34 protein-coding genes and 1 pseudogene are annotated in these 24,005 nt (G+C 65.3%); 33 read left to right on the top strand and 2 right to left on the bottom strand.

The annotated features are described in order from the left end of the window. Nucleotides 1-6: 6 nt before the first annotated feature. Entirely contained in the window at nucleotides 7-372 is a 366-nt protein-coding gene (locus AC2YG9_RS01225) for a hypothetical protein (RefSeq protein WP_487296100.1), read from the bottom strand. Nucleotides 373-449: 77 nt separating this feature from the next. Beyond that, complete coding sequence (locus AC2YG9_RS01220) at nucleotides 450-1,076, bottom strand: XRE family transcriptional regulator (protein ID WP_487296099.1); 627 nt, start codon at nucleotides 1,074-1,076, stop codon at nucleotides 450-452. A 21-nt stretch (nucleotides 1,077-1,097) separates the two neighbouring features. Between AC2YG9_RS01220 and AC2YG9_RS01215 the strand changes: the two genes are divergently transcribed. The 33 genes and pseudogenes from AC2YG9_RS01215 to AC2YG9_RS01055 all read left to right on the top strand — a co-directional run bounded on the left by AC2YG9_RS01215 (nucleotide 1,098) and on the right by AC2YG9_RS01055 (nucleotide 23,949). Continuing rightward, on the top strand, nucleotides 1,098-1,358 hold the full coding sequence (locus AC2YG9_RS01215) for a helix-turn-helix transcriptional regulator (RefSeq protein ID WP_487296098.1): 261 nt from the start codon (nucleotides 1,098-1,100) through the stop codon (nucleotides 1,356-1,358). Nucleotides 1,359-1,645: 287 nt separating this feature from the next. Then, nucleotides 1,646-2,122, top strand: a complete 477-nt coding sequence (locus AC2YG9_RS01210; protein WP_487296097.1) for a hypothetical protein — start codon at nucleotides 1,646-1,648, stop codon at nucleotides 2,120-2,122. Next, on the top strand, nucleotides 2,119-2,628 hold the full coding sequence (locus tag AC2YG9_RS01205) for a GcrA family cell cycle regulator (RefSeq protein ID WP_487296096.1): 510 nt from the start codon (nucleotides 2,119-2,121) through the stop codon (nucleotides 2,626-2,628). Before AC2YG9_RS01210 ends, AC2YG9_RS01205 begins: the two co-directional genes overlap by 4 nt. Then, nucleotides 2,625-2,876, top strand: a complete 252-nt coding sequence (locus AC2YG9_RS01200; RefSeq protein WP_487296095.1) for a hypothetical protein — start codon at nucleotides 2,625-2,627, stop codon at nucleotides 2,874-2,876. The genes AC2YG9_RS01205 and AC2YG9_RS01200 overlap by 4 nt, the downstream gene beginning before the upstream one ends. After that, nucleotides 2,873-3,238 carry a VRR-NUC domain-containing protein gene (locus AC2YG9_RS01195; protein ID WP_487296094.1) on the top strand — a complete coding sequence of 122 codons (366 nt, stop codon included), beginning with the start codon at nucleotides 2,873-2,875 and terminating at the stop codon, nucleotides 3,236-3,238. The genes AC2YG9_RS01200 and AC2YG9_RS01195 overlap by 4 nt, the downstream gene beginning before the upstream one ends. Further along, nucleotides 3,238-3,615 carry a hypothetical protein gene (locus tag AC2YG9_RS01190; RefSeq protein WP_487296093.1) on the top strand — a complete coding sequence of 126 codons (378 nt, stop codon included), beginning with the start codon at nucleotides 3,238-3,240 and terminating at the stop codon, nucleotides 3,613-3,615. The genes AC2YG9_RS01195 and AC2YG9_RS01190 overlap by 1 nt, the downstream gene beginning before the upstream one ends. A 250-nt stretch (nucleotides 3,616-3,865) precedes the next feature. Next, nucleotides 3,866-4,090, top strand: coding sequence for a hypothetical protein (locus AC2YG9_RS01185; RefSeq protein ID WP_487296092.1), 225 nt, complete (start codon nucleotides 3,866-3,868; stop codon nucleotides 4,088-4,090). Continuing rightward, entirely contained in the window at nucleotides 4,087-4,746 is a 660-nt protein-coding gene (locus AC2YG9_RS01180; protein ID WP_487296091.1) for a YdaU family protein, read from the top strand. Before AC2YG9_RS01185 ends, AC2YG9_RS01180 begins: the two co-directional genes overlap by 4 nt. Further along, entirely contained in the window at nucleotides 4,743-5,291 is a 549-nt protein-coding gene (locus AC2YG9_RS01175; RefSeq protein ID WP_487296090.1) for an HNH endonuclease, read from the top strand. Before AC2YG9_RS01180 ends, AC2YG9_RS01175 begins: the two co-directional genes overlap by 4 nt. Continuing rightward, complete coding sequence (locus AC2YG9_RS01170) at nucleotides 5,288-5,584, top strand: hypothetical protein (protein ID WP_487296089.1); 297 nt, start codon at nucleotides 5,288-5,290, stop codon at nucleotides 5,582-5,584. Before AC2YG9_RS01175 ends, AC2YG9_RS01170 begins: the two co-directional genes overlap by 4 nt. Next, entirely contained in the window at nucleotides 5,584-5,832 is a 249-nt protein-coding gene (locus tag AC2YG9_RS01165; RefSeq protein ID WP_487296088.1) for a hypothetical protein, read from the top strand. The genes AC2YG9_RS01170 and AC2YG9_RS01165 overlap by 1 nt, the downstream gene beginning before the upstream one ends. Continuing rightward, entirely contained in the window at nucleotides 5,829-5,981 is a 153-nt protein-coding gene (locus AC2YG9_RS01160) for a hypothetical protein (protein WP_487296087.1), read from the top strand. Before AC2YG9_RS01165 ends, AC2YG9_RS01160 begins: the two co-directional genes overlap by 4 nt. After that, nucleotides 5,978-6,316, top strand: coding sequence for a DUF5681 domain-containing protein (locus AC2YG9_RS01155; RefSeq protein WP_487296086.1), 339 nt, complete (start codon nucleotides 5,978-5,980; stop codon nucleotides 6,314-6,316). The genes AC2YG9_RS01160 and AC2YG9_RS01155 overlap by 4 nt, the downstream gene beginning before the upstream one ends. A gap of 16 nt (nucleotides 6,317-6,332) precedes the next feature. After that, nucleotides 6,333-7,844, top strand: coding sequence for a terminase large subunit domain-containing protein (locus AC2YG9_RS01150; RefSeq protein ID WP_487296085.1), 1,512 nt, complete (start codon nucleotides 6,333-6,335; stop codon nucleotides 7,842-7,844). A 90-nt stretch (nucleotides 7,845-7,934) separates the two neighbouring features. Then, a complete protein-coding gene (locus AC2YG9_RS01145) occupies nucleotides 7,935-8,417 on the top strand; it encodes an HNH endonuclease signature motif containing protein (RefSeq protein ID WP_487296084.1) in 483 nt (160 codons plus the stop codon). Between the two features lie 39 nt (nucleotides 8,418-8,456). Further along, nucleotides 8,457-8,645: a hypothetical protein gene (locus AC2YG9_RS01140; RefSeq protein WP_487296083.1), complete on the top strand. Its 189-nt coding sequence runs from the start codon at nucleotides 8,457-8,459 to the stop codon at nucleotides 8,643-8,645. 3 nt (nucleotides 8,646-8,648) lie between these two features. Further along, on the top strand, nucleotides 8,649-9,050 hold the full coding sequence (locus tag AC2YG9_RS01135) for a hypothetical protein (protein WP_487296082.1): 402 nt from the start codon (nucleotides 8,649-8,651) through the stop codon (nucleotides 9,048-9,050). Further along, nucleotides 9,047-10,705, top strand: a complete 1,659-nt coding sequence (locus tag AC2YG9_RS01130) for a portal protein (protein ID WP_487296081.1) — start codon at nucleotides 9,047-9,049, stop codon at nucleotides 10,703-10,705. The genes AC2YG9_RS01135 and AC2YG9_RS01130 overlap by 4 nt, the downstream gene beginning before the upstream one ends. Further along, complete coding sequence (locus tag AC2YG9_RS01125; protein WP_487296080.1) at nucleotides 10,702-10,977, top strand: Bbp19 family protein; 276 nt, start codon at nucleotides 10,702-10,704, stop codon at nucleotides 10,975-10,977. The genes AC2YG9_RS01130 and AC2YG9_RS01125 overlap by 4 nt, the downstream gene beginning before the upstream one ends. Then, nucleotides 10,970-11,908, top strand: a complete 939-nt coding sequence (locus tag AC2YG9_RS01120) for a hypothetical protein (RefSeq protein ID WP_487296079.1) — start codon at nucleotides 10,970-10,972, stop codon at nucleotides 11,906-11,908. The genes AC2YG9_RS01125 and AC2YG9_RS01120 overlap by 8 nt, the downstream gene beginning before the upstream one ends. Before the next feature lie 111 nt (nucleotides 11,909-12,019). After that, nucleotides 12,020-12,907, top strand: coding sequence for a phage capsid protein (locus tag AC2YG9_RS01115; protein ID WP_487296078.1), 888 nt, complete (start codon nucleotides 12,020-12,022; stop codon nucleotides 12,905-12,907). A 24-nt stretch (nucleotides 12,908-12,931) separates the two neighbouring features. Next, on the top strand, nucleotides 12,932-13,438 hold the full coding sequence (locus AC2YG9_RS01110; RefSeq protein ID WP_487296077.1) for a hypothetical protein: 507 nt from the start codon (nucleotides 12,932-12,934) through the stop codon (nucleotides 13,436-13,438). Nucleotides 13,439-13,507: 69 nt separating this feature from the next. Then, entirely contained in the window at nucleotides 13,508-13,708 is a 201-nt protein-coding gene (locus AC2YG9_RS01105) for a hypothetical protein (RefSeq protein WP_487296076.1), read from the top strand. A gap of 1 nt (nucleotide 13,709) precedes the next feature. Beyond that, a complete protein-coding gene (locus AC2YG9_RS01100) occupies nucleotides 13,710-13,961 on the top strand; it encodes a spike base protein, RCAP_Rcc01079 family (RefSeq protein WP_487296075.1) in 252 nt (83 codons plus the stop codon). Beyond that, nucleotides 13,961-14,149 (top strand): annotated as a pseudogene (locus tag AC2YG9_RS01095) (hypothetical protein); the annotation flags it as partial. The gene AC2YG9_RS01100 and the pseudogene AC2YG9_RS01095, both read left to right, overlap by 1 nt. A 27-nt stretch (nucleotides 14,150-14,176) precedes the next feature. After that, nucleotides 14,177-14,302, top strand: a complete 126-nt coding sequence (locus tag AC2YG9_RS01090) for a hypothetical protein (RefSeq protein WP_487296923.1) — start codon at nucleotides 14,177-14,179, stop codon at nucleotides 14,300-14,302. 9 nt (nucleotides 14,303-14,311) lie between these two features. Next, nucleotides 14,312-14,518: a hypothetical protein gene (locus AC2YG9_RS01085; RefSeq protein WP_487296074.1), complete on the top strand. Its 207-nt coding sequence runs from the start codon at nucleotides 14,312-14,314 to the stop codon at nucleotides 14,516-14,518. Nucleotides 14,519-14,521: 3 nt separating this feature from the next. Continuing rightward, nucleotides 14,522-15,124 carry a phage connector family protein gene (locus AC2YG9_RS01080; protein WP_487296073.1) on the top strand — a complete coding sequence of 201 codons (603 nt, stop codon included), beginning with the start codon at nucleotides 14,522-14,524 and terminating at the stop codon, nucleotides 15,122-15,124. Then, the gene (locus AC2YG9_RS01075; RefSeq protein ID WP_487296072.1) at nucleotides 15,121-17,367 is read left to right on the top strand and encodes a phage tail protein; all 2,247 of its coding nucleotides are present in this window, start codon (nucleotides 15,121-15,123) and stop codon (nucleotides 17,365-17,367) included. Before AC2YG9_RS01080 ends, AC2YG9_RS01075 begins: the two co-directional genes overlap by 4 nt. After that, nucleotides 17,360-17,785, top strand: a complete 426-nt coding sequence (locus AC2YG9_RS01070) for a hypothetical protein (RefSeq protein ID WP_487296071.1) — start codon at nucleotides 17,360-17,362, stop codon at nucleotides 17,783-17,785. Before AC2YG9_RS01075 ends, AC2YG9_RS01070 begins: the two co-directional genes overlap by 8 nt. A gap of 20 nt (nucleotides 17,786-17,805) precedes the next feature. Beyond that, the gene (locus AC2YG9_RS01065) at nucleotides 17,806-18,237 is read left to right on the top strand and encodes a hypothetical protein (RefSeq protein ID WP_487296070.1); all 432 of its coding nucleotides are present in this window, start codon (nucleotides 17,806-17,808) and stop codon (nucleotides 18,235-18,237) included. Between the two features lie 4 nt (nucleotides 18,238-18,241). Beyond that, nucleotides 18,242-20,920 (top strand): phage tail tip lysozyme, encoded by a 2,679-nt coding sequence (locus tag AC2YG9_RS01060; protein WP_487296903.1) that lies wholly within the window; start codon nucleotides 18,242-18,244, stop codon nucleotides 20,918-20,920. Then, nucleotides 20,920-23,949: a hypothetical protein gene (locus AC2YG9_RS01055; protein WP_487296069.1), complete on the top strand. Its 3,030-nt coding sequence runs from the start codon at nucleotides 20,920-20,922 to the stop codon at nucleotides 23,947-23,949. The genes AC2YG9_RS01060 and AC2YG9_RS01055 overlap by 1 nt, the downstream gene beginning before the upstream one ends. The last annotated feature ends 56 nt before the right edge of the window (nucleotides 23,950-24,005 follow it).

Below are 24,005 nucleotides of genomic sequence, written 5' to 3'. Positions count from 1 at the left end.
CGCTCATCAGAACGGGTCCGTCGCGCCAGCGATCTCGAAGGCCCGACCCTGAATGATCAGTTGGCCCTCACGGTCTCCACCCATCATCCAGAGGGCAAAGTCGTTGCCCTTGCGGTCGAAATAGTAGGCCGTCGAACCGGGAGCGGTGGGGGTCCAGAACACCTTCCCGTAGTCGGCGCGCTCGCTGCCGTCGCGGTTGAACCGACCGCCGCAGTGGAACCACGCCGGGTCAGCCTGGGTCACTGGACGCAGACCGGTCTTAACCTGCTCAGTGGCAGCGACCAAGAGGAGCGCCGCATCGGCGTTCGGGGCGTAGTCCCGGGATGAACTAATTCCTACCGATCCGGTCTGGGTAGTGGTGTCGAAGGGCATGGCGTCCTCTCTGCGTTGAGAGGACGTTCGCACAATGCGAACCGTGTTGCAACAGGAAAGTTCGCGGTGTGCGAACCTTAAAGGTCGAGGATGTTCATCCTGACCCTACCGATGACGGTCCACTCCTCCTCGTCGCGCGGGAAGAATGTTTCCTGATCGGGGTCGGTACTTTCTGGAACCAGCCGCAGGGGGTTTGTCTCGAAGCGCTTGTAAGTGGTGCGCCCCCGGCGCGCGAAGATGTACCGCCGGCCCTTGATCGGCTCGCGGTCGGCGCGGTTCACCAAGATGGTGGAGCCGTTGGGAGAGATGCGGTTCATGCTCTCGCCATCAACTTTAGTGGCGAAGTAGTCGCCCGCTTCTAGGCCTGCAATCTCGATTGTCTGGGTATCCTGCGGAAGCTGGGTATCAGGGTCGCTAAGGGCGCCAGCGGCCACCATCGAGATCAAGGGCACAGAGCGGAACTGCTCGGCCAGGCTGGGTTGCCCGGGATCCACGCCGAGCAATTCCGCCGGGCTGACCCTCAAGATGCGCGCAAAGCCCGCGATGTGGTCCCAGTTGAACCGGCGGGAGCCGCTTTCCAGCTCGCTCACGTAGCCCTTCGATGTGCCATAGGCCTCAGCCAGCGCTTGCTGTGACAGCTTCCGCGCCTTCCGCCATTCGCGCAGGAACCACTTGTCGCTCGGGTCGGTCGTCTCTTTCCCCATGTTCGCACTATGCGAAGCGGCTTGGCCGAAGTCGTCACGCAGGAAGCGAACCTTCCTCTTGAATTATGGTTCGCACTGTGCGAACCATATGGAATGAGCAAGCGCGCCAAGCCGATTTTGACCGCCAAAGCGCTCCGTGAACTCGGGGTGAGCAAGGGCTACGCCAGCGACCTGATCAATGGGAAGCGGAAGCCCTCGCTCGAGCTGGCTGTGAAAATCGAAGCGACGTTCGGAGTTCCGGCCGCCCGTTGGGTGGAGCCGCAGAGCGACAAGGCCGCCTGAGCCATGACCGGGGGCCATCATCAGACACCGCAGACCGCCACCCCCCCGGCGGAATGCGATGAGGGCCCGGCGCTTCCCCTCGGCGCCGGGCCCGTCCCCCATTCAGTGCAGCGTTGGCGGTTTCGCCCGCTCTCTGAAACTCCGCGCCAGTCGGCGCAATTTCTCTTCGGTCTCAGGATCGCCGCGCCAAGCCTCCAAGCGTTTCGCGGCGTCCAGGTAGTCGGTCGGTCCCGGCCCTTTCATCAGCTGTCCCCTGTGTTGCGAGGCACACAATGGGGATAGCTCTGGTGACTGTACCGACCGAATTTGTCTCAAGATCATCCGAGCGGATGACGACGAAGCGGGCCTGGGCCTTCTACGTCCGCCGTCGTTGGCCGGCGAACGGCGTGAAGTCGGCGATGGCCGAGTGGGGTCTGACCGAAGGCGAGGCCAAGGGGCTGGTCTACGGTCAGGCCAGCCAGACCACCATAGACAAGATCATCGACCACAAGCGCGGCGGCATGGGGTTGGCGCTGCACATTCTCGAAATCCGGCTGCGCACGCGGTTGAGCGATTTCATCACCCAAGAACGCGAGAGGCTGGCCGATGAGCGCCGCCGACAAGACCAAGCCGATGCCGCCCTGGCTGCGATGGATCGCGATTGGGCTGCTGCTCTGCATCTGGGCTCCCGCGCGCCTGTGGGCCGCGCTGGCGAGCCTCCTTCGTTTGCCCGGCCTGAAACTGGCCGAATGGGCGACCGCTCGGATGCGGGACCTCTCGAATGATGGCCGCCCGCATCCCTGACGAGCCGACGACACCCCCGCCCGCAAAGACGCTGGGCGGTGTCGTCGTGCCGTTGGTGCTGATCACCGATGATTGGCCGGATGCGAAGATCGTTCAACTGCGCCTGCTGTTCGAAGCGGGCCTGACCCATCAGCTCATTGCCGAGACGATGCAGATCGGCAAGGGCGCTGTATCTGCGAAGATCGGTCGCCTCGGCTGGACGCGGATCGAAAACCGCGCGCCGCAGCCCAAGCGCCCTAAGCCGCCCCTCATTGACGCCCGCAAAGCTATGCGTCTGGAGGCCCTTGGGGCTGAGGACTGCCGCTGGCCCCTAACGGAAGACGCACAAGGTGTGCAGCTGTTCTGCGGCGCTCGGCAGGCACCGGACACGTCCTACTGCGCCGACCACGACGCTCACGCGCACCGCAAACCTTGGGGCTGGGAAGTCAGAACGTTGCGCGACCTCCCCGAGCCCCCGCCTTACGCCTTCGAAGGGGAAGACGAATGACCCTCGACCAACTCGACAAGTTCGCCGCTTACGGCCTGTTCGCCTTCGCCCTGGCCATGGCGATCTGGGCCCTGATCATGGACGGCGTTCACCGTTCGGAGGCTCGCCAGCTTCGCAACAGGCAGGAAGTCGCCGCTCGCCGCTTCCGTGACGCTCGCCGCCGGGGAGACACCCGGGGCCAACATGAGGCCGCCAACGACGCCCGCGAAATCCAGACCGCTCGCCTGCGCCGGGAGGTGGGTCGGTGATCCGAGCCGAGGAAATTCTGCACCGGCAGGTCGCCGACTATCTCAACACCATCCCCGGCCTGCTGTGGTGGCATGTGCCCAATGGCGGCTGGCGGTCCAAGGCCGAGGCCGGGCTCATGAAGGCGCTTGGGGTTCGCCCCGGCGTGCCCGACATTTGCCTGATCGCCCCGCAAGGCAAGGCCGCCTTTCTTGAGCTGAAGGCCCCCGGCGGCAAGGTCACGTCCAGCCAACGCGAGTTCATGGAAGCCGCGCTCGAGAAGGGCGCCCTGGTCGGCGTCTGCTACTCGCTCGCCGACGTTGCCGCGCACCTGAACACCTGGCTGACCCCGTTCGGCTACCGCATCCCGAGGATTGCCGCCTGATGGCCCGCGATCCCCTCCGCAGGGCCATGACGCCCGCCCGCAAGCGCCGCATCTGGGAACGCGACATCGGCCTGTGCTGGCTCTGTGGCGAGCCCTGCGACATCGAAGGCCCTGACGTTCGCTATGATCACCGGAACCCCCTGTGGATCACCCGAGACGACAGCGACGAGGGCATAAGCCCGGCTCACACGGCCTGCGACAAGCCCAAGACTGCGATCGATCAGAAGACCATCGCCAAGGTGAAGCGCATCATCCGCAAGGCCGACCCGGAGACCCGGAAGCCTGCCCGGATGAAGTCTAGGGGCTTCCAGAAGGACGGCCCGAAGGCCCGCATTCAATCACGACCCTTCCCCAAGCGACCGGAGGCCCGGCCATGAACCTGCGAATGCCTTCAGATCTAGTCGCCGCCCGCTGTGTTGCTCGTGCGTGGCCGGCGGTTGAGGAGTGCTTGCTCGCCCCCATTCCCCGGGTGCGGGTGGAGTTCTACCCGGACAATCATCGTTGCCCGTGGTCTGTCGAAGACCGCGAGCATGCCAGGGACATGGCGAGGGCGGGGGTTCCCGATCACGTCGCCGCTGACTGCCTTGGCCGCACCGTGCGCGGTCTGCTGGAGGCTCGTAAGCGCTGATGGCCGCAACCTATACCCAGCCAATCGCCAAAGAGGCCTACCTCATGGCCGTTGACGAGCTTGTCTCTCGCCTTGGCAAAAAGGCGGCTGCCCACTTCATGCGACAGGCAGTGACGGCGGTGGAGGGCCGGCCCACGCCCGTTACGCAGGCCCGTACTCGTGACCTGACCACCCGTCAGCGGTCAGACGTGTTTGCGGTGGCCTTAGAGGCCGCGCAGTCGTGACGTCCGCCCCCTACATTCGCCTGTACGTCGCTGACTACCTGGCCGACACCACGCACCTCAACCGGAGCGAACACGGCGCCTATCTGCTGCTGCTCATGGCCATGTGGCGGGCCGGTGGAAAGCTGCCGGCAACGGACGCTAAACTGGCCAAGATCGCCAAGTGCAGCCCGAAGGAATGGGAGGGGATGCGCGAAACCATCCTGGCCTTCTTCACCCGTCGCGGGGGCACGCTGACCCAGAAGCGCATGACACGGGAACTGGCGATTTACACGGACAAGATTGTTAGGGCCTCAAAGGGCGGAAAAGCGAGTGCGGTCCAAAAGGCCAAGGAAAACAGTCCTAAAACCGGAAATCAGCTTCAAGCTAAATCCAACCAATCAAAACCAGAACCAGATAGTAGAACAGAGCCCCTACAGGGCTCTAGTTCTACATCTGACGCGAGCGAGCCCGCGCGCCATGAAGGCGCGGTCTCGACGCGTCCGAAGCCGGAACTTCGCCTTGTCGAAAAGCCAAAGACGGCTGCTGAGCGCCGAGCCGAAATCGCGGCTATCCTCGCCAAGCCGAAACCTGACGTTCCTTTGCCAGCGCCGGCTGAGACCCAAGCGCAGATGGTTGAGCGTCTTCGTAAGTCCATCGTGCCGGGAGGGGCCGCATGACCTGCACTGTCTACATCGAAGATGTCGAGTTCTCGGCCAACAACGGCATTTTCGCTTTCGGTATCGACCTGACTGCGCTGCTTGCTTTCAGCCGCTGGAAGGAAATCGCTCACGTCATCGCTGCCGATACGGGCCGCGACCCTGACGAGTTGATCAGTTGGCTCGAAGACGCCATGGATTTCTGGAAGCATCCCTTGCTGACCGACGCTTGCTGTGGCGGCGTGGGGCCGCTAGCGAACGCCGGCCGCATCCACATCGACACGTTCCTCTCTGTCATCTACGCCGAAGAGCAGCGACGAAAGGACCGTGAGGCCAAGCGCGGACTGACAAAAGTCCGGCGCGGTGAGTTCAACGCAGCGCGTCCACACCTCGCCTTGGCGCTCCTGAACGCAGGCCATTCGTATCGTTGCGCCGAAAGCGGCTGTCCGGTGACGACCGACCTGACGATCGACCACATCGTTCCCCTAAGCCGGGGTGGAACGGACGACCTGGAGAACCTGCGCTTCCTCTGTCGCCCGCACAATTCGGCAAAGGGGGACCGGTGACCCGCGAAGAACGCCTCACCGCCATCAAGGCCAGCGCCAGTGATCTAGCCGGCTTCCTCGACAGCATGACCCGTCAGCTTCTCGCCCTGGCCAACGCCGCGACGCCAGAGGCCGAAGTCCTGGACCGTCTGGAGCGCGCATTCCGCGCAGAGCCCATGATCCTTCCCCGCCTCGCCGCCCTTGCCGAGCTTGCCCCGAAGACTGCCAGAGCAGGCAGGGACTACGGCGCCATGGTCAGGGAGGTTGCTGCCTCAACCGGGTATAATACCCAGCCGCTTCGCGAGCCCGCCTAATGCCCCTGTCCCAAGCCGAACTAGAAGCCCTCGACCCGAGCGACCCCGCTGACGCCGCGATCCTTCAGGATGAAGCGCTCGCCTATCTCGCCTCCACGGAAAGCCTGACCACGGACGTGACCGAACTCCAGGCTGAAGTCGAAACCGTTGAGCAGGAAGTGCAGGACACCAGCCGCCGCTTCTTCGCTGCTACGGCCTATCCGAAGCGCGAGAGCCGGGGGCTGAAGCTGGCGAGGTTCGCGCGATGAAACGCTGGCTGTACGACCTGACCGACGAGATGGCGTGGCAGTTCTGCGAGCTGGGCTTGTGGAACCGCTGGGGATGGGCAAGCGACTTTGGCGACTGGCTGTATCGCGTGGCCGAATGTCTCGCCCCTGCTGAGGAGTGGCCGCAATGACCGCTCAAGTCGTCAACCTGAGATCAGGCGGGGGCAGGTTCGCGCCCGGCCAGTCCGGCAACCCCGGCGGAAGGCCCGCTGAGGAGCGCGAAGTTCTGCGGCTGGCCCGCGCCAAGGGCATCGAGGCTATAGAACGCCTCGCCTACTGGATGGCCTCTGACAACCCCAAGGCAAGCATCTCCGCCGCGAATGCCCTGCTTGATCGGGCGTTCGGCAAACCCAACCAGCCGACGAGCAACGACGACAGCGCGCCCCCCATCGACGCCGACGAGGTGAGCGGGCTTCCGAAGGCCGTTCGCGACAAGCTGCGCGAGGCACTGGGCGCGGGTGACTGACCTCGTTGATCGCATCATGGCGCACCCCGACGCAGCGTGGCGGGCCCTGGACCTCGCCGACGCCCGCGACAGCCTGGCTGACTTCTGCGGCATGGTGGAGATACCCGGGGTCGAGATCGACGAGGTTGAGGGCCGCTTCCTCCCCATCCCTGACGCTCACCTGGGCGACCACCACCGCTATCTCATCGAACGCCTCGAGGCCGTAGAGCGTGGCGAGGTCCGCCGGCTCATGATCTTCATGCCGCCCGGCGCGGCCAAGTCCACCTACAGCGTCCACCTGTTCACGCCTTGGTATCTGGGCCGCAAGCCCAACCGCTCGGTCATCGTCGCCACCTACGCCGGGAGCCTTGCCGAGAAGCATGGTCGCAAGGCCCGGGCTGTCATGCGCCAGCCGGTGTACGCCGAGATATTCAACAGCGGTCTAGATCCCCAACGCAAGGCCGTCGCCGAGTGGGGCACGACCAACGGCGGCGAGTGGATGGGTGTCGGCATCCTCGGCGGCGTCACCGGCAACCGCGCCGACCTCATCATCATCGATGACCCCGTGAAGGGCCGTCAGGAGGCAGACAGCGAGGTCACGCGCGCCACCACCCGCCAAGCCTACGACGACGACGTGCTGACCCGCCAGAAGTCCGGTGCGGCCATCATCATCATTCAGACCCGCTGGCACGAAGCCGACCTGTCCGGCTCGCTCCTGCCTGAAGGCTATGACGGCGAGAGCGGCCCGATCCTCTGCCGTGACGGTGAGGTCTGGGAGGTCGTGAACATCCCGGCCCAAGCCGAGCGCGACGATGACCCGCTTGGCCGGCGCAAGGGTGACTATCTCTGGCCTGAGTACTGGCCTGTCGAGCATTGGAACCAGTTCAAGGTCAACCCGCGCACATGGTCGGCGCTGTATCAGCAGCGGCCCCGGCCCGACGAGGGGACCTACTTCCAGCGCGCCAGCTTCAACCGCTTCACTGACGCTCAGCTTCCCAAGAGCCTGCGGTACTACGGAACGAGCGACTATGCCGTGACCGACAAGGGCGGGGACTTCACCCGCATGACCGTCTGGGGTGTGGACAGCAACCTCAACGTCTACCGCATCGCATCCTGGGGCGGACAGACCTCCTCGGATATCTGGATCGAAAGCCAGTGCGACCTCATCGCCGAGTTTCGATCCAAGGGCGGCATCCGCAAGTTCATCGGGGAAAGCGGGGTGATCCAGCGCGCCGTTGAGCCTGCCCTGCGTGCGAAGATGCGAGAGCGCCGTCTGTCCTGTCAGCTCGAATGGCTGGCATCCTCCTCCGACAAGGTGAGCCGCGCCCGCTCTGCTCAAGCCCTCGTGCAGGCTGGCCGGGTGTTCGTCCGCGATGACAGCGACGGCGACTGCTTCATTGACGAGTGCGTGGGCTTCCCTGCTGGGCGCCATGACGACGACGTGGACAACCTGTCGCTCATGGGCCGGATCATGGACACGATCACCCGCCCCGCCGCCAACCCGAACCGCGCTGAATATGCCGATGGCATGGCGGGAATTGACGACTAGCCAAGCCGGCATCTGCGGTAAAATACCCCGCTTGCACAGGTAAAGAACGGTATAATGGGGCTTCGCTTCGCGAGAAACGGGAGCCCTGAAGTGGACGTTGAGACATTCTGGAAGACGATTGACCAATCCGGCGGGCCGGATGCCTGTTGGCCGTGGCAGGCTTACTGTGAACCAAAGGGGTATGGCCGCCTGCGTTTCAAGGGTAAGACAGAGCGGGCGTCTCGCATTGCTTACATTCTCACCACCGGAGAGCGCCCGGTCTGCGTCTGCCATAGGTGTGACAACCCGGTCTGCTGCAACCCTGCCCACCTGTTCGGCGGGACCCACGCCGACAACGCCGCCGACAAGATCGCGAAGGGCCGCCAACGCACCGGCTGCGGCCCTGATGGTCGATACAGCAAGCAGAAGTTGACGGCTGAGCAGGCGGCGCTCATCGCTTCCATCTATCGAGCGGGCGGCGTCACGCTGCGCGAACTGGCCGAAGAGTACGGCGTGACCTCGATGAACATCAGCTACATCGTGCGGGGGAAGACGTGGCGACAAGCCAACGATCAACCCGCCTTGGCAGCGTGAAAAGTGGGATAATACCCCGTCGCTTCGCGAGGAAATCCAGTGGAACCGAAGACCCAACGGGCCGCCCCCGCGCCGCCTCCTCCGACCATCAACACCGCCCGCATCAGCGCTGAGCAGAACGACACTCGCCGCAAGGCTCAGGGTCGGGCCAGCACGTTCCTCTCGACGGGAGAGGGCCGCATGGGCGGCTCCGTCGCGATGAAAAATCTCATGGGCCAGGGAGGCTAGACCATGGCCCGCAAGTCGCCGTCCGCCGCCGACAAGGCCAAGGTTCTGGATGCGCTGCCCAAGAACCCGATGAACCCGCCAGTGATCTCGCTCGAAGACCTCGGCATCAACCCCCCCGACCTAGACGGGGACGGCAAGCCCGGTGGCTCGCTGTCTCAACTTGCGTGGGACTGTGCTGAAACCGCGTGGGCTTCCGTGTTTCGCTGGGCCAAGATCAAGCAGGTGCCCGACCACTTGCCTTGGGCGGACCTGAGTGACGACTACCGCCTCATGCTCGCCATCGACGCCGAGCGTTGCATGAACCTGCCCGACCTCACGCCGACGTTCCCACCCGAGGACGACCGCTGGGAAAGCACGGTCCGAGGTAAAATCTTCGCCGCCGTGGTGCGGAGCATCGCCCTGTGACCGACAGCCGCGCGGAAGACGCCCTCCGCATCCAATCCACCATGGAAGCCCAGCGTTCCAACCTCGACAGCCATTGTCAGGAGGTGGCTGATCGCGTCCTCACGCGTCAGCGCGACTTCACCACCAAGGGCCGCATCGGCGGCGAGAAGTTGAACGAGAAGGTGTTCGACAGCACCGCCCCGCTTGCCCTCGACAAGTTCGCTGCGGCTATCGAGGGGATGCTCACCCCCCGCACCCAGCAATGGCACGAGCTGCGCCTTCAGGGTCAGCAGAACACCGACGACGCCGCCAAGCAGTGGCTCAGCCAGGTCAACGATACCCTCTTCGCCGCCCGATACGCCCCGTCCGCCAACTTCGCCAGTCAGGCCCATGAGACCTACATCGGCCTCGGGGCCTTCGGAAACGGCGCCATGTTCGTTGACGAAGGCCCGAACGGTGTCGGCCTGCGCTATCGATCGATCCCCTTTGCTGAGGTGTTCTGGGCCGAGAACTTCCAGGGCATGGTGGACACCGTTCACCGCAAGTTCGAACTGACCGCGCGCCAGATGGCCCAGCAGTTCACCGAGGATGAGCTTCCCGAGAGCATCAAGCGCTGCCTCAAGGACGAGCCCCTTCGCAAGTTCGAGCTGATCCACTGCGTTCGCCCCCGCGAAGACGCCTCCTGGGACCGCATGGACTACCGGGGCATGGCGTATGCCTCCTACTACGTCTCCTTCGAAGGCCGGAAACTGCTCAAGGAGAGCGGCTATCGCACGATGCGGTACGCCACCGCCCGCTATGTCACCGCGCCCCGCGAGACCTACGGACGCGGCCCGGCGATGACGGTGCTGGCGACCATCAAGACCGCCAACGAGATGCAGAAGACCATGCTGCGGACGGGACAGCTCAACGCTGAGCCCCCGATGCTGGTCACCGATGACGGCGGCATCAACCCCAAGCTCCAACCCCGGGCGATCATCCGGGGCGGTATCGATCAGGACGGACGCGCCACGGTCCAGCCGCTTGTGGTCGGCGCGAACATGCCCCTGACCTTCGAGATGCTGAGCCAGGAGCGCGCCACGATCAATGAGGCGTTCCTCGTCACGCTGTTCCAGATCCTCGTCGAGACGCCGCAGATGACGGCCACCGAGGCCATGCTGCGCGCTCAGGAGAAGGGCCAGCTTCTCGCCCCCACCATGGGCCGGCTTCAGTCGGAACTGCTCGGCCCGATCATTCAGGCCGAACTCGATATCCTCTCTCAGCAGGGTTGGCTCGACGATCTGCCCGAAGAGGCCTTCGGTGATGACGGGATCAAGATCGAGTACACCTCGCCCCTCGCTCGCGCCCAGATGGCTGACGAGGGCATCGGCATCCTGCGCACTATCGAGAGCGCCGGGCCGATCATGGAGATTGACCCTGACGCGCGGTCGGTCTTCTCGGGCAAGGGCGCCGACATCATCCGCCGCCTGGGCGAGATCAACGGCATGACGCCGACGCTGATGAACACCAAGGATGAGGTCGCCGCCATCAGCGAGCAGATGCAGCAGCGGGCGCAGGGGGCTGACGTTCTGGCTGCGGCTGAGAGTGCCAGCGGTTCGGCGGCCAACTTCGCCAAGGCGCAATCGCTCATTGCCGGATCGCCCGGTCAGGTGGCCCCGGAGATCGTGCCCGCGTGATCCTCACCCCCCAAGCCCGCCGCAAGAAGGCGTATCAAGGCCTGTTCGGCGACGGGTCTCACGGCGAGGGCAAGGCTGTCCTGGCCGACCTCAAGCGCTTCGCCCAACACCCCGACGCCCCGATCATCCGCGACCTCAACGGCGCTGTGGACCCCATCGCTTCCGCCCGCCTCGTTGGCAGGCAGGAGATGTTCAACCGCATCCTCGCCTTCATCCACCTTGACGACCGCACCCTGTTCAACCTGAGAGAAGAGACCGACCCCGATGAGTGACGCTGCACAAGCCGCAGGCGCGGACGCTGCCGAACAGACCGCCGCCGAAACCACGGGCACGACCGTTGCCCAACTGCTCGGCGAAGGCCAGGCGGGAGCCGCGCAGGCCGAAGTTGACGCCGCCAACCTCAAGGCCTTCCTGCGCGGTGAGGAACCCGGCGACGCCGCTGCCGGTGAGCCTAACCCCTTCCTCGACAGCATCACCGATCCCGACATCAGGGCGTACATGGAGCGCAAGGGCGTCAAGGATGCGGAAGGGCTCGCCAAGTCCTACGCCAACCTCGAGCGCCTGATGAGCGGCGACAAGGCGGGGCGTGTGGTCCTGCCGGTCGATGAGAACGACACCGAGGGCTTCGAGCGCGTCGCCAAGGCGCTGGGCCGCCCTGACACCCCCGAGGGCTACGGCCTGACCCAACTGGCTGGCGCTGATGCGGAGTTCGCCGGCAACGCCGCCAAGTGGCTGCACGAGGCCGGGGTTCCGGCTGGTCGCGCCGCCAAGCTGGCCGAAAGCTGGAACGCCTACGTGTCCGAGCGCGCCACCGCCGAAGCCCAGGCCGCTGAGCAACGCGACAACGCCGAGCTGGCCGGTCTCCGCACCGAGTGGGGCGCCGACTTCGACAAGAACCGCGAGATCGCCCGGCGCGGCATGAAGGTGATGGGTCTGGAGCAGGCCGACCTGGACGCCGTCACCGCCAGCCTTGGCCTCGGCAAGACGATGCGGCTGCTCAACGGCATCGGCAAGGGCCTCGGCGAGGACACCTTCGTTGAGGGCGATGGCAAGTCGGGCTTCGGCGTCTCGGTTGAGCAAGCCGCTGCCCGCATGGAAGCGCTCAAGCGTGACCGTGAATGGCAGGCCCGGTGGATGAGCGGCGGCACGACTGAGAAAGAAGAGTGGTCGCGCCTCGCCAGCATCGTCGCGAAGGCAGCCTAGAAAACTGTTGCGCGGCGCTGTGGCGGGTTAGAATACCTCGTCGCTTCGCCGACAGCGGACCCGCCTCGCGGACAAGCCGATTGGATTTAAAACCCCAACCGGAGATCCGCGATGACGGACCTGAGCGGTCACTATCGGATTGAGTTCGCGAAGACCGCGAGCCTTCTGCTGCAACAACGCGGCTCCAAGCTGCGCAACCACGTCATGATCGGCTCCCACAAGGGTGAGGGCGCCAGCCCGGTCGATCAGTACGGCGTGACCGAGGCCCGCGAACGCACGGGCCGCGCGGTCCCGAAGGAAGCGGCCAACACGCCGACCGACCGGCGCTGGGTGTACCCCCGCTTCTTCGACTGGTCGGACATCATCGACAACATCGACCTGCTCCAGACCATCAGCGACCCGCAGAACCCGCTGGTCATGGCCGGCACTGCCTCGCTGGGCCGCAAGATGGATGACGCCATCATCGCCGCCTTCTGGGCCGACGCGAAGACCGGCAAGCAGGGCGGCACGACCACCACGTTCCTTTCGACCAATCAGGTCGGCAACGACGTCGGCGGCACCAACACCGGCCTCAACGTCAAGAAGCTGCGCGAAGCCAAGCGCCTGCTGATGTCGCATGAGGTCGATCTGGAAACCGATCCGATCATCTGCGTGGTCAACTCCACCCAGCACGACAACCTGCTGGGCGAAGTGCAGATCACCAGCGCCGACTACAACGGCCAGGACAAGCCGGTCCTCAAGGACGGCAAGGTCATGCGCTTCCTCGGCATCGACTTCGTGCACAGCGAGCGCCTGACCATCACCTCGGGCAGCGACCGCCGGGTTCCGATCTACGCCAAGTCGGGCATGCACCTCGGCATCTGGTCGGATGTGACGTCCGACATCGGCCCGCGCCGCGATCTGGAGGGCAACCCCCAGGAAATCACCGCCTCCCTGACCTGCGGCGCCACGCGCACCGAGGAAAAGAAGGTCGTCGAAGTCCTCTGCTACGAGGGCTGATCGCCCTAGATCTGGAGCACTACAATGGCTGTTGCCAACACCAAATCCACGGCGATCACCAACCGTGACGCCACGCCCCGAGTTGCCTGCGCCGCGCATCTGGTGCGAGGCCCTTTGTTCGAAGCGGTCGGGACCGTCGAAACCCTGGCCGCCGACGACGATGGCTCGGTCTACCGCATGGCCCGTGTCCGCAGCTCGGATCGCATCTCCGCGATCCTGCTCGCCAACGACGCGATCACCAGCGGCACCGACTACGACGTGGGGATCTACCAGACCGCCGAGAACGGCGGCGCGGTGGTGACCAAGGACGTCTTCGCCGATGGCCTGGACCTGTCCAGCGCCGCGGCCTTCCGTGACGTGCTGTACCACGACCAGGCGACCGACATCGCTGAGGTCGAGCAAACGGTCTGGCAGCGCCTCGGCCTGACCAGCGATCCCCAGCGCGAGTACGACGTCTGCCTGACCGGCAACACGGTCGGCTCCGCCGCTGTGACCATCGCCATGCGCGTCCAGTACACCGGCGGCTACTAGTTCCTCCCTGAGTAACCCCTGGCCCCGCTGTAATGGCGGGGCCGCCCTTTCCCAGTCTGGAGCCACATCATGGCCGACAAGTTTCTCGGGGTGGCAATCGGCGGCAAGCTTCCCTCCGACGTGGTCGTGGGCGACAGCACGGGCAGCCAGACGGTTGAGCTGAGGGTCACCCTCGGCACGTCCAACCCGGCCCTGACCCGCCAGGACCTTCTGAACGCCGTGGAGGCGATCAAGGGCTACATCGTCAAGACCACCTTCCCGGTGACCTGAGATGACGATCACCAAGGGCGCCCAGAACAGCGATCTGCCGGCGAGCCGCTTCTTCGCCATCACGCCGCACGACAGCAACGACCTGGCTGTGACCACCCGCGCCCTGATCGTCTCGGTTGGCGGCACGCTGAAGGTCAACGACGAAGCTGGTGTCACCCACGCCCTGACCGTTCCGGCGGGCGTCATCCCCATCCGCGTCTCCCGTGTGTTCGATACCGACACCGAAGCCACGGGCATCACGGGGCTGGTCTGATGATCGGCGTGGGGCTGAGCCTCACCACAGCGAACACGCCAGCGGCGGAGGACGCTCCTGAGCCCCTGTCGGTTGTGGCGGCCCCGTCTACGCTGACATGGGGAGCCGGGTCGTCATACGACTTTGAAACGGGCGAATGCACGGCGACGGCGACGGGCGGGACCGGTCCCTACACGTACACCTGGAACGCCGTCTCTGGAAGCATCGGTGAAGCAATGGAAGTCGATGGAGCCCGCGTCGTCATCTTTGGTGGAGACACCAACGACCCCGCCGTCATGCAGTGCGAAGTCACCGACGCCACCATGGCGACCGCGCTAAGCAACACCGTCAGCATCAGTTAGGAGCCTGCCATGCTCGTTAGCGTCGTTCGAATGGACACCACGGGTGAGGGCCCCATCGAGGTGGGGGTCGCAACCCTGCTGGATACCGAGACGCAAGCCGAAGAGGTCGGCGCGCAATTCGCCCTGACGCTCAACGCCGGGGAGCGCGACTGGAACGAGGTCTGGCTGCTCGATGAAGACGGTAACCCCATCGCCAAAGCAGTCTGCACAGGTTGACCCATGGCCGAAAGCGAAACCGTCGTCGGCAACAGCGCCCTCCACAAGCTGGGCGCCGGATCGATCCTCACCTTTGATGATGAGGACGACCGCGCTCGTGCGCTGAAGCAACGGTTCGCGCCCGTCCGCGATCTGCTGCTGAGGGGCGCGCGCTGGACCTTCGCCATGACCCGCGCCCGCCTGTCGGCTGAGGTGACGGCCCCGGCCTTTGACTACAGCCTGTCCTACGTTCTGCCGGCCGACTGTCTCCAGCTTGCCCAGATCAACGGCGCGGAGTGGACACCGGGCCTGGCTGACGCGGTGGGCCGCTTCCTGCCGACCTACCAGCTTGAAGGCGGCAAGATCCTCACCGATATCGCCGCGCCGCTCGATATCCGGTACGTCTTTCGCCAGACGAACACGACCCTGTGGGACCCGCTGTTTGACGAGGCGCTGGCCTGCCGGCTGGCCTTCGACCTGTGCGAGAAGGTCACGGGCTCAACGTCCAAGAAGCAGGTCGCCTGGCAGGAGTACCGGGAGGCCCTGAAGGAGGCGTTCAAGCTCAACGCTATCGAGCAGCCCGCCGAGGAAGCGCCGGATGGTAGCTGGCTGGTGAGCCGCGCGTGAAGTGGAACGGCGCCATAACCTCGTTCAACGCGGGCGAGCTGTCCCCGCTCCTTGGCGGTCGCCCTGACCTCGAGAAGTGGCAGGCGGGGCTGTCCTACTGCAAGGGCCTGATCCCCCAGGTACAGGGCGCCCTCATGCGGGCTGCGGGGACGGTCTACGTCTCGGAGGCCAACGGCGAAAAGGTCTGGCTGTGCCCGTTCGTCTTCTCCCGCTCGGATGCTTTCATTCTGGAGTTCGGGCCTGAGTACGTCCGGTTCTACCGCAACCGGGGCGTTCTGATGGATGGCTCTGACCCTTACGAGGTCGCCACCCCGTACCTGGCCGCCGATCTGACCCGCGATGATGGGACGTTCGGCATCCGCTTTGAGCAGTCGGGCGACATCCTCTATCTCGCCTGCGCCGGCCATGCGCCCCGCACCCTGACGCGCAATGCCAACGACGATTGGACGCTTGCGCTGTTCGTCCCCGAGGGTGGACCGTTTCAGGACCAGAACACGGTGGATATCAGCGCGACCACCGTCACCGTCGCCGGGACCTACACCGTTGGTGGAACGGTCACTGTCACCGCCTCGGCTGACCTGTTCGAAGCGGGTCATGTCGGCGGGCTGCTGGAGATCGAGCTTGAGGACGGGGCCGACACCAGGTCGTGGCAAGTTCGCACCAAGACTGACGTGAACGACCAGCGCCGGGCGGATTTCAAATTCTACAAGTGCACGCAGGTTGGCCCGGTCGATACGACGGACAAGCCCGCCATCTGCGGTGAAGAGGTCCCCGTCCACACGAAGGGCAAGTACTGGGACGGCACCGGGGCCGAGCAGAAGGGCGACGGCGCCGTTGGATCGATCGGCGTTGAATGGGAATACCTGCACTCCGGCTACGGCTGGATCGAGATCACCGACGTCAACAGCGCCACGGAGGCTGAGGGCACGGTCAAATCGCGCCTGCCCGCCGAGCTGGCGACTGCTGCGACCCACCGCTGGGCCCTGCCGGCGTGGTCGGACGTGGACGGCTGGCCCGACAACGTCTGCTTCTTCCGCGAGCGGCTGACGTGGTTCCGGGGTCAACAGCAATGGGCCTCGGTCGCGGGCGACTTCAAGAACTTCCGGGCCCGCACCCATGGCGAAGTCCTGCCGGACAGCGCCGTGGTCATCTCGATCCAGAGCGCGCAGGGGAACGCCGTCGAATGGGTCGCCCCCACGAAAAACGTCCTCTTCGTCGGAACGGGCGGGGCGGAACACACGATCAAGCAGCAGACCAGCCAGCAGCCCTTCGGCCCGGGTAACACCCAGCAGGACCCGGAAACCCCTTGGGGCGGGACGGGCCTGAAGCCGGTTGCGGTTGGGCCAGGCGTCGTCTTCGCCGAGAAGTCGGGTCGCCGGCTGCGCCTCCTCATCGGCGGGCAGGACGGCTACGAGGCCCTGGACCTCAACAAGTACCACGGGCTGCTCCCCAGCCCCATCGTCAGCGCCGCATGGCAGCAGGCGCCGCATGAGGCGCTGTGGTGCGCCATGGCGAACGGGGACATGAGGGCGGTCACTCTCCAGCTTGAAGACAAGGTGATCGGCTGGCATCGCCATCTGGAGGGCGTCGAGAGCGTGGCCGTGATCCCGTCCCCCGATGGAACGCGCGATGATGTCTGGATGGTCGTTTCCCGCTCGATCAACGGCGAGACCAGGCGCTATATCGAGTACCGCGCGGCTGAGTACGGCGAGGGCGATGATCAAGCCCTGACCGTCTACAGCCAGTCGGCGCTTGTCTACGACGGCGCCAGCACCACGACCCTTTCGGGCCTCGATCACCTCGAAGGCGAGACGGTCAACGTGAAGACCAACGGGGCTGCACACCCCCAGCGCACGGTAAGCGCCGGGGCCATCACCCTTCAGTCTGCCTGCACGAAAGCCGTGGTCGGCCTGCCGAACCCCTACAGCGCCAAACTCATGCCTCTGGAGGGCGGGGGGAACGCGGGCACCTCACAGGGCCAGAAGAAGCGCGTCCACGCCCTCACCGTCCGCCTTCTCGACAGCCTGGGCGGCAAGTTCGGCCCGGCCTTCGGATCGACCGATGCGCTCCAGTACCGCACGCCCGGCCTCGCGATGGACGAGGCCCCCCCGCTGTTCACGGGTGACAAGGTGCTGACCTTCCCCGGAACCTTCAGTGGCGCGGCCACCATCGCTCTGGAAGGGGATGACGATTTCCCGTTCACCCTGATCGCCCTGTTCCCAGAGATGGAAACCCATGGCTAGCGTCGAGCCCTTCAAGGCTTCCGACCTCGCCGAGCTGATCCTTCAACCGGCTCAACGGGCTTGGCAGGAGCGGATTACCCCGCAGGAAGCCACCCACCTTGAGCAGACCGGCAATGCCTGGACGCTGAGGACTGACCGCGTCATCGGCTGCGGTGGGGTTCTCGACAGGGGCGGGGGCAGGGGCGAGGCCTGGGCCCTGATCGCTCAGGACGCGGGCCGCGACATGATCGCCGCGACCAAGGCTGTCCGGCGGTATTTCGAGACGGCGCCCTTTCGGCGGATTGAGGCGGTGACGGCGGCAGATTTCAAGGCTGGCGAGCGCTGGGTTGGTATAATGGGCGCGCGCTTCGAGGGCCTGATGGAAGGGTACTGCGAAGACGGAACGGCTGCAAAGCGCTGGGCTTGGGTGAAACGCTGATGGCATGGGCTGGGGCAATCATGGGTATCGCCAGCTCGGCCCTGAGCATCGGCGGCCAGGTGGCGGACGGGCAGGCGGCCAACGCGCAGGCGTCCTTCTCGGAAAGCCATGCGCGAGAGCAGGCCCGTCAGGTCGGTGATCAGGCTGCGGCGCGCGAACTGTCGCTTCGCCGTCAGACCAACGAACAGCTCGGCGCCCAGAGTGCGGCCATTGCCGAAAGCGGCACCGGCTACGGTGGGTCGAACAAGCTGATCATGGATCAGGACAGCACCAACGCCGAACTCGCGGCCCTGTGGACCCGCTATGAGGGCAAGCTGGCGATCCAGCGGTATGACGAAGAGGCGAAGGCCCTGGAGCCCCAGCCCTCGGCGATGCAGCGCATGTTCGGGAAGCGGGGTCTGGGCAAGCTGTCCAGCTTGAACCGGCCATGGCAAGGCAACAGGGGTTGGTGACTTGGTGACAATCCCTCGCATCGGCCCGCCGACCAACATCCCGCTCGGTGGCTCGCAAGCCCCGCAACTCAACCTGCCCGGCGGGCGGGATTTCCGCATGGCTGCGGCGGGCCTGCAAATGGCGGGGCAGGTCGTAGGCGCTGCCAACCAGATCGGGCAGGGTCAGGCGGACGAGGCGGTCCGCATGTATCGGGACGAACTCGCCAACCGTAAGCTTGACGCCAACGGTATGCCGGTCGTCTCGGCCAAGGAGCTTGAGGACAGCATCGCCCTTCGCGTTGGCAGGCTGGGACGGGCCAAGTTCCGCGAGGGTGTGCAGGGCTACCGCCTTTCCGCAGAGGAAAAGGACAAGTCCCTCGGCTCCTTTCAGACCGAGGCCAACCTGCAAGCCTACGCCGCCCAACGCGGCAGTCAGGCGCAGGAGTGGTCGCGCACCATCGACGGCACTGACCCGGCGGCCATTGAGGCCTTTATGGACAAGGCCGACGAGGAGGATGAGGCTTTTATCCAAGCCCAGCGCCCCGAGGATCGCCCCGCCCTGAAGGTCCGCCTGGCCGACATGCGGGGCCGGGTTCTCAGTGGCGCGGAGGGAACGTTCTACAAGGCCCGTGACGGCTTCCAATCGCAGGAGATCGACAAGGTCGCGGACCTGTCCATGTCGGCGGTCGAAGGCGACATGAGCCTGCTTGCGCCCAAGAAGGCCGAGGTCTTCGCGCTGATCGACAAGTCGAGCCTCCCCGCCACGGTGAAGGCCGAGCGCAAGGAGGCTTACGACAAGCGGCTGACCTTCGCGGCGGCCCGGGGGCTGGGGATGCGCGACCCGGCGGCCCTCCTGCGCGCTCTCGGCGGTCCTCAGAGCAAATCTGGTGACTATGACCTGTCGGGCGCCAAGGGCGACGAGGCGGATAGCGCCGCCTTCTGGCGCTCGGAAGGCTTCAACGGTGCGGCGGTTGCCGGCATTCTCGGGACCTTCAGCCATGAGGGCGGGCCGAAGGGCTCGCGCGGGGTCAATCCGGGTGACGGCAAGGACGGCTCCGACAGCATCGGCAAGGGGCAATGGAACGCCAGTCGCGCTGCTGAACTGAGGAAATTCGCCGCCGCCCGTGGCAAGCCCTGGACCGACAACCGGGTGCAGGACGAGTTCGCGCTGATGGAGATGAAGCGCGACCACCCGGATGTGTACCGCAAGCTGAAGGCGGCCAAGACCCCGGCGGAAGCTGTGGCGGCCATGAACGACTATGAGAAGCCGCGTGGCTGGAAGCCGGGAGGCAAGCCCGAGGATGTTGACGGCTGGTCCAACCGCGTCAAGCAGGCCGAGCGCATTGCCGGCAAGGTGCTGACCGAGAAGGAAGACGGCAAGGCGGACATCGATCCGACGTTTGCGAGCCTCGACTACGACGACCGGATCAAGTTGCAGGACGGAGCCGAGCGCAAGCAGGCCCAGGATGACGCCGAAGACGAGAAGAACGAGGCCGAGGCCGAGCGCGCCACCTTCGATAGCCTGATGCGGAAAATTCAGGACGGCGAGGCCGGTCAGGCCGATATCGACGCCGCCAAGAAAAGCGGTCAGATCAAGGACTGGCGCTATATCGATCAGGCGGAAACGGCGGTCGCCCAGAGGGACAAGGCAACGAACGACGCTGGGGCGTTCGCCCTGGCCATGAACACGGGTCAGCAGCTCAACCCCTTCGATGACGCGTCTCAGAAGGGCGCTGACGCCTACTACAAGAGCCTCGGGGCCAAGGCGGGCCCAGCCGCAGCCTTCTCTATCTGGGAGCGCACCGGCATTCTCCCGAAAGCGGGGGCGGCCACGCTGCGCGGCGGCATTATCTCGACCGACCCTCAATCCGTGGCGGCTACCGCTTCAATCGCGGCCCAGATGATGATCCGCAACCCCAACGCTTTCGCCAGCGTCGAGGGCCGGGAGGATATCGAGCGCGCGGCCATCGCCTACCGCCACTATACGGAAGGCCTTGGCTACAGCGCCCAACAGGCCGCCGAGCGCGTGGCGAAGGAGAACAATCCCGAGTACCGCTCGAAACTGGCGCCGACCGCTGAGTTGGACGCCTTCGAGAAGAAGCTGAAGAAGGCCGATCAGGGCGGCGACATCATCGGTGCGCTCTATCCGGGCAAGCTGTTCCCGGGCAACGTTACGCTTGGTGGGCCTGAGCAGCGCGCCGAGGTGGTCGCCACCTACCGAGAACTCGCCCTCGACGGCTTCAAAAAGTACGGCAACGAAGATCAGGCCTTCGCCTACGCCAAGCAGAAGATCCAGCAGATGTACGCCCCCAGCCAGGGGCCGAACGGTCGCACGGTCGTCAAGTACGGGCTGGAGCGCACCTATCAGCCGGTCAAGGGGAACTGGAACTACGCCTACGAGCAGGGCGCCGGGATCATCACCGCCAAGACCGGCAAGAAGACCGCGCGGGAGGATGTGTTCTTCGTCCCGGTTCCCGGGGTCACCTCCGAGGAATGGCGCACCGGAGGCAAGCCGCCGTATCAGGTCCTCTGGTGGGATCGCTCGGGCGACGAGCCTGTTCTGCGGAAGCTGGACAAGTGGTTCGTGCCCGACATGAAGCCGGCGGAAGACCTGCGCAAGGGCGACGAGAAGGCGTTCCGTGAGCAGCGCTCGCGCATCAAGCCTAACGGCGATGTCGAGTTCTACATGCCGGGCGGCGCATAATGCCCCTGGTCGATCCCTACCGACGCAATCTCTTCTCCGGTCCGGTCGGCGCTTTGCCGGAACCGGTTGTTGAGGACGAGGTCGATAACCCCTGGGAATGGGCCAAGCAGCAGGCGAGCGTCTGGGGCGCGGCCTTTCGCACTGAGAACCCGATCGTATCGACGCTGATCAACAGCGGCCAATGGGGCATTGCGCCGACCGAGGACTATGACCCGTGGCAGGACATCGCGGGGACGCAGTACGAGGCCGACTGGAAAGAGTTCATCCGGGCCGACAGTGCGGCTTTCGTGGAGGCCAAGAAGCGCCAGATCGACCGGGAGCGCGAGGACCGGGCCGTTATGGCCGCCTCGCCCTTCACCGGCTTTGTGGCCGGGACTGCGGCCACGCTGCTTGATCCAACCATCCTGCTCCCGGGCGGTGCGTTGGTGAAGGGCGCGAACGGTTCTTACAAGGTGCTGCGGACAGCGGGGACGGTGGCGGCGCTGAGCGGCGTGGGCGCGGCTGTGCAGGAGGGCGTCCTACAGGCGACGCAGGCCACCCGCACCGCCGAAGAGGCGTACATGAACGTCGGCTCGGCCATCGTCCTGGGCGGGCTGTTCGGGGCCGTGGGCGGGGCGCTTCTGTCCCGTGCGGGGGCGAAGGACGCCAAGCTGCTGGACCGCTTCGAAAGCGAGTTCAACGAAGCCTTCGCCCGGGGTGAGGTCGTTGACGCCGGGAGCCTGTCGGCTGCCGCTGTCCGCACCGGTTCCAATGCCCAGATCAGGCCCGCGTCTGCTCTTGGGTTGGAGAAGTTCGAAGGCGCGAACCCGGTCTCCGACAACCCCCTGCTGCGGGCCCTCAACAGCCCGTCGCCGGAAACCGCTCGCCTCGCTTCCGAACTGGCCGAAACGCCCTACTACCTGAAGGGCAACGCCGAGGACGTGGCGTCCCCCATCGCCGCAGAAAGCCTGATCAAGGGCTGGCAGGGCCCGCTCGCCGCCTCGATCCAGCAGATGGACGACCAGTTCGCCCGCTATCGCTTCGGCAGGGCGAAGAAGACTGGCGACATGCTGCGGGCTGGTGTCGGTGACCTGGCTGGTGAGCAGAAGCTTTCGTATGCCGCCTTCAAGGAGGAGGTCGCCAAGGCCATGCGCCGGGGTGACCAGTCCGCCATCCCGGAAGCCGCCGCCGCTGCCAAGCAGTATCGCAAGGCCATCGTCGATCCGCTGAAGGATGCGGCGATCCGGCTTGGCCTTCTGCCCGAGGGTGTGGAGCCGACGGGCGCCGCGTCCTACCTGACCCGCGTCTACGATATCCCGAAGATCCTCGAGCGCCGCAACGCTTTCACCGAACACCTCACCGACTGGTTTGAGCTGAGCCAGCGGGGCGACGACAAGCTGACCCGCGCCGAGCTGCGCGCCGAGGCGGAAGAGGTCGTCTCGCAAATCCTGGGACAGTCGCCGGGCCGTACGGGATACGATCTGGTCGCCAATCTCCGGGGCCCATTGAAGGAACGCACGCTTCAAGTCCCTGACGAGGTTCTGGAGCCGTGGCTTGAGAACGACGTTGAGCGCGTCCTGCGGGTCTACACCCGCACCATGAGCGCTGACGTGGAACTGGCCCGGCGGTTCGGTCGCGCCGACATGAAGGATCAGGTTGACGCCATCACGGCCTCTTATGAGCGTCTGTTCCGCCGCACGCCAGACGGCCCCGAGCAGAAGGCGTTGAGCGCGAGGCTCAAGCGCGACGTGACCGACATCGAAGCGATGCGCGACCGCATCCGGGGGCAATACGCAGTTCCAACTGATCCGAACGCGTTGGGCTGGCGGGTGCTGCGGTCCATGCGCACGCTCAACTATCTGCGCCTGCTGGGTGGCATGACGGTTTCTGCCGTGCCCGATCTGGCGCGCGTTGTGCTGGCCGGCGGCGGCCTCGGGAAGACCATGACGCGCGGTCTAATGCCGATGGTGGCCAACCTGCGCTCCTTCAAGATGGCGGCTTCAGAGGTCCGCATGGCCGGGACCGCGCTGGATATGGTGCTGGACACCCGGGCACAGCAGATGGCCGACGTGTTCGAGGACTTCGGGCGAACCTCGAAACTAGAGCGCGGCCTCCAGTACGCGGGGGAAAAGTTTGGCGTCGTCTCGGGCATGAGCCTCTGGAACGCCACGATGAAATCGTTCAGCGGCGTCATGATCCAGGCGCGCATGTTGAAGGCCATCACCGAGGCCGGGGCGAGCCCCGCCGAGATCAAGCGTCTGCGGTTCCTCGGGCTTGATGGGGAGATGGCCCAGCGGATCGGCAAGGAGTTCCGCAAGCACGGCGAGAAGGGCGGGGGCGTCTGGGTCGCCAACACTGCCGACTGGACCGACAAGGAAGCGGGAGCCGCTTTCCGCGCCGCTCTGGTCAAGGAGGTCGATAGCCACGTCGTTTCCCCCGGTCAAGAAAAGCCGCTGTGGATGAGCACCGAACTTGGCAAGACCATCGGCCAGTTCAAGTCATTCAGTTTCGCCGCGATGAACCGCCAACTCATCCGGGGGCTTCAGGAGCGAGACGGAGCAGTTGCACAATCCGTCGTATTGGGCGTCGCCCTGGGTATGCTTACCTACCACCTCAAGACGACGCTGGCCGGAAAGAAGACCAGCGACGAGCCGCAAAAGTGGATCATCGAAGGCCTAGACCGTTCGGGCACGCTGGGCTGGTTGATGGAGGGCAACAACATGCTGGAGAAGCTGAGCCGCAATAGGCTCGGTATCAATCCGGCGGCTGGTGTTGATCCTGCTGGTCGGTATGTCTCTCGCTCACCCCTCGAAGCTTTGCTTGGCCCGTCCGCCGGTCTGGTCAACGACGCATGGACGGTCGGCGGCGCCACTTCGGCGGCTCTGGTCCCCGATGAGAATGGCGAAACGAAGCCTATGGGCCGGGCAGACATCCACAAGGCCCGCCGGCTGCTGCCTTTGCAGAACCTGTTTTTCATGGCATGGCTTTTCGATGGGGTCGAGGACGCGACCGGCGATGCGGCCGGGCTGCCCGAGAGGGCCGAAGACTAAGGGGGACGCGATCTGTTTGGGGGCTGGCTTTCCTCAATTGTCCTGGCCGCTTGTGG

The sequence above is a fragment of the Caulobacter sp. SRI_014 genome (assembly GCF_057586315.1).
This window is presented reverse-complemented; position numbering and strand designations above follow the sequence as displayed.

Excerpts from the sequence above, each read along its gene's own strand:
- AC2YG9_RS01225 (WP_487296100.1), bottom strand. The coding sequence starts at position 372 with ATGCCCTTCGACACCACTACCCAGACCGGATCGGTAGGAATTAGTTCA.
- AC2YG9_RS01220 (WP_487296099.1), bottom strand. The coding sequence starts at position 1,076 with ATGGGGAAAGAGACGACCGACCCGAGCGACAAGTGGTTCCTGCGCGAA.
- AC2YG9_RS01205 (WP_487296096.1), top strand. The coding sequence starts at position 2,119 with ATGATGGCCGCCCGCATCCCTGACGAGCCGACGACACCCCCGCCCGCA.
- AC2YG9_RS01200 (WP_487296095.1), top strand. The coding sequence starts at position 2,625 with ATGACCCTCGACCAACTCGACAAGTTCGCCGCTTACGGCCTGTTCGCC.
- AC2YG9_RS01190 (WP_487296093.1), top strand. The coding sequence starts at position 3,238 with ATGGCCCGCGATCCCCTCCGCAGGGCCATGACGCCCGCCCGCAAGCGC.
- AC2YG9_RS01185 (WP_487296092.1), top strand. The coding sequence starts at position 3,866 with ATGGCCGCAACCTATACCCAGCCAATCGCCAAAGAGGCCTACCTCATG.
- AC2YG9_RS01175 (WP_487296090.1), top strand. The coding sequence starts at position 4,743 with ATGACCTGCACTGTCTACATCGAAGATGTCGAGTTCTCGGCCAACAAC.
- AC2YG9_RS01165 (WP_487296088.1), top strand. The coding sequence starts at position 5,584 with ATGCCCCTGTCCCAAGCCGAACTAGAAGCCCTCGACCCGAGCGACCCC.
- AC2YG9_RS01160 (WP_487296087.1), top strand. The coding sequence starts at position 5,829 with ATGAAACGCTGGCTGTACGACCTGACCGACGAGATGGCGTGGCAGTTC.
- AC2YG9_RS01155 (WP_487296086.1), top strand. The coding sequence starts at position 5,978 with ATGACCGCTCAAGTCGTCAACCTGAGATCAGGCGGGGGCAGGTTCGCG.
- AC2YG9_RS01150 (WP_487296085.1), top strand. The coding sequence starts at position 6,333 with ATGGCGCACCCCGACGCAGCGTGGCGGGCCCTGGACCTCGCCGACGCC.
- AC2YG9_RS01135 (WP_487296082.1), top strand. The coding sequence starts at position 8,649 with ATGGCCCGCAAGTCGCCGTCCGCCGCCGACAAGGCCAAGGTTCTGGAT.
- AC2YG9_RS01120 (WP_487296079.1), top strand. The coding sequence starts at position 10,970 with ATGAGTGACGCTGCACAAGCCGCAGGCGCGGACGCTGCCGAACAGACC.
- AC2YG9_RS01115 (WP_487296078.1), top strand. The coding sequence starts at position 12,020 with ATGACGGACCTGAGCGGTCACTATCGGATTGAGTTCGCGAAGACCGCG.
- AC2YG9_RS01110 (WP_487296077.1), top strand. The coding sequence starts at position 12,932 with ATGGCTGTTGCCAACACCAAATCCACGGCGATCACCAACCGTGACGCC.
- AC2YG9_RS01105 (WP_487296076.1), top strand. The coding sequence starts at position 13,508 with ATGGCCGACAAGTTTCTCGGGGTGGCAATCGGCGGCAAGCTTCCCTCC.
- AC2YG9_RS01100 (WP_487296075.1), top strand. The coding sequence starts at position 13,710 with ATGACGATCACCAAGGGCGCCCAGAACAGCGATCTGCCGGCGAGCCGC.
- AC2YG9_RS01090 (WP_487296923.1), top strand. The coding sequence starts at position 14,177 with ATGGAAGTCGATGGAGCCCGCGTCGTCATCTTTGGTGGAGACACCAAC.
- AC2YG9_RS01085 (WP_487296074.1), top strand. The coding sequence starts at position 14,312 with ATGCTCGTTAGCGTCGTTCGAATGGACACCACGGGTGAGGGCCCCATC.
- AC2YG9_RS01080 (WP_487296073.1), top strand. The coding sequence starts at position 14,522 with ATGGCCGAAAGCGAAACCGTCGTCGGCAACAGCGCCCTCCACAAGCTG.
- AC2YG9_RS01070 (WP_487296071.1), top strand. The coding sequence starts at position 17,360 with ATGGCTAGCGTCGAGCCCTTCAAGGCTTCCGACCTCGCCGAGCTGATC.
- AC2YG9_RS01065 (WP_487296070.1), top strand. The coding sequence starts at position 17,806 with ATGGGTATCGCCAGCTCGGCCCTGAGCATCGGCGGCCAGGTGGCGGAC.
- AC2YG9_RS01055 (WP_487296069.1), top strand. The coding sequence starts at position 20,920 with ATGCCCCTGGTCGATCCCTACCGACGCAATCTCTTCTCCGGTCCGGTC.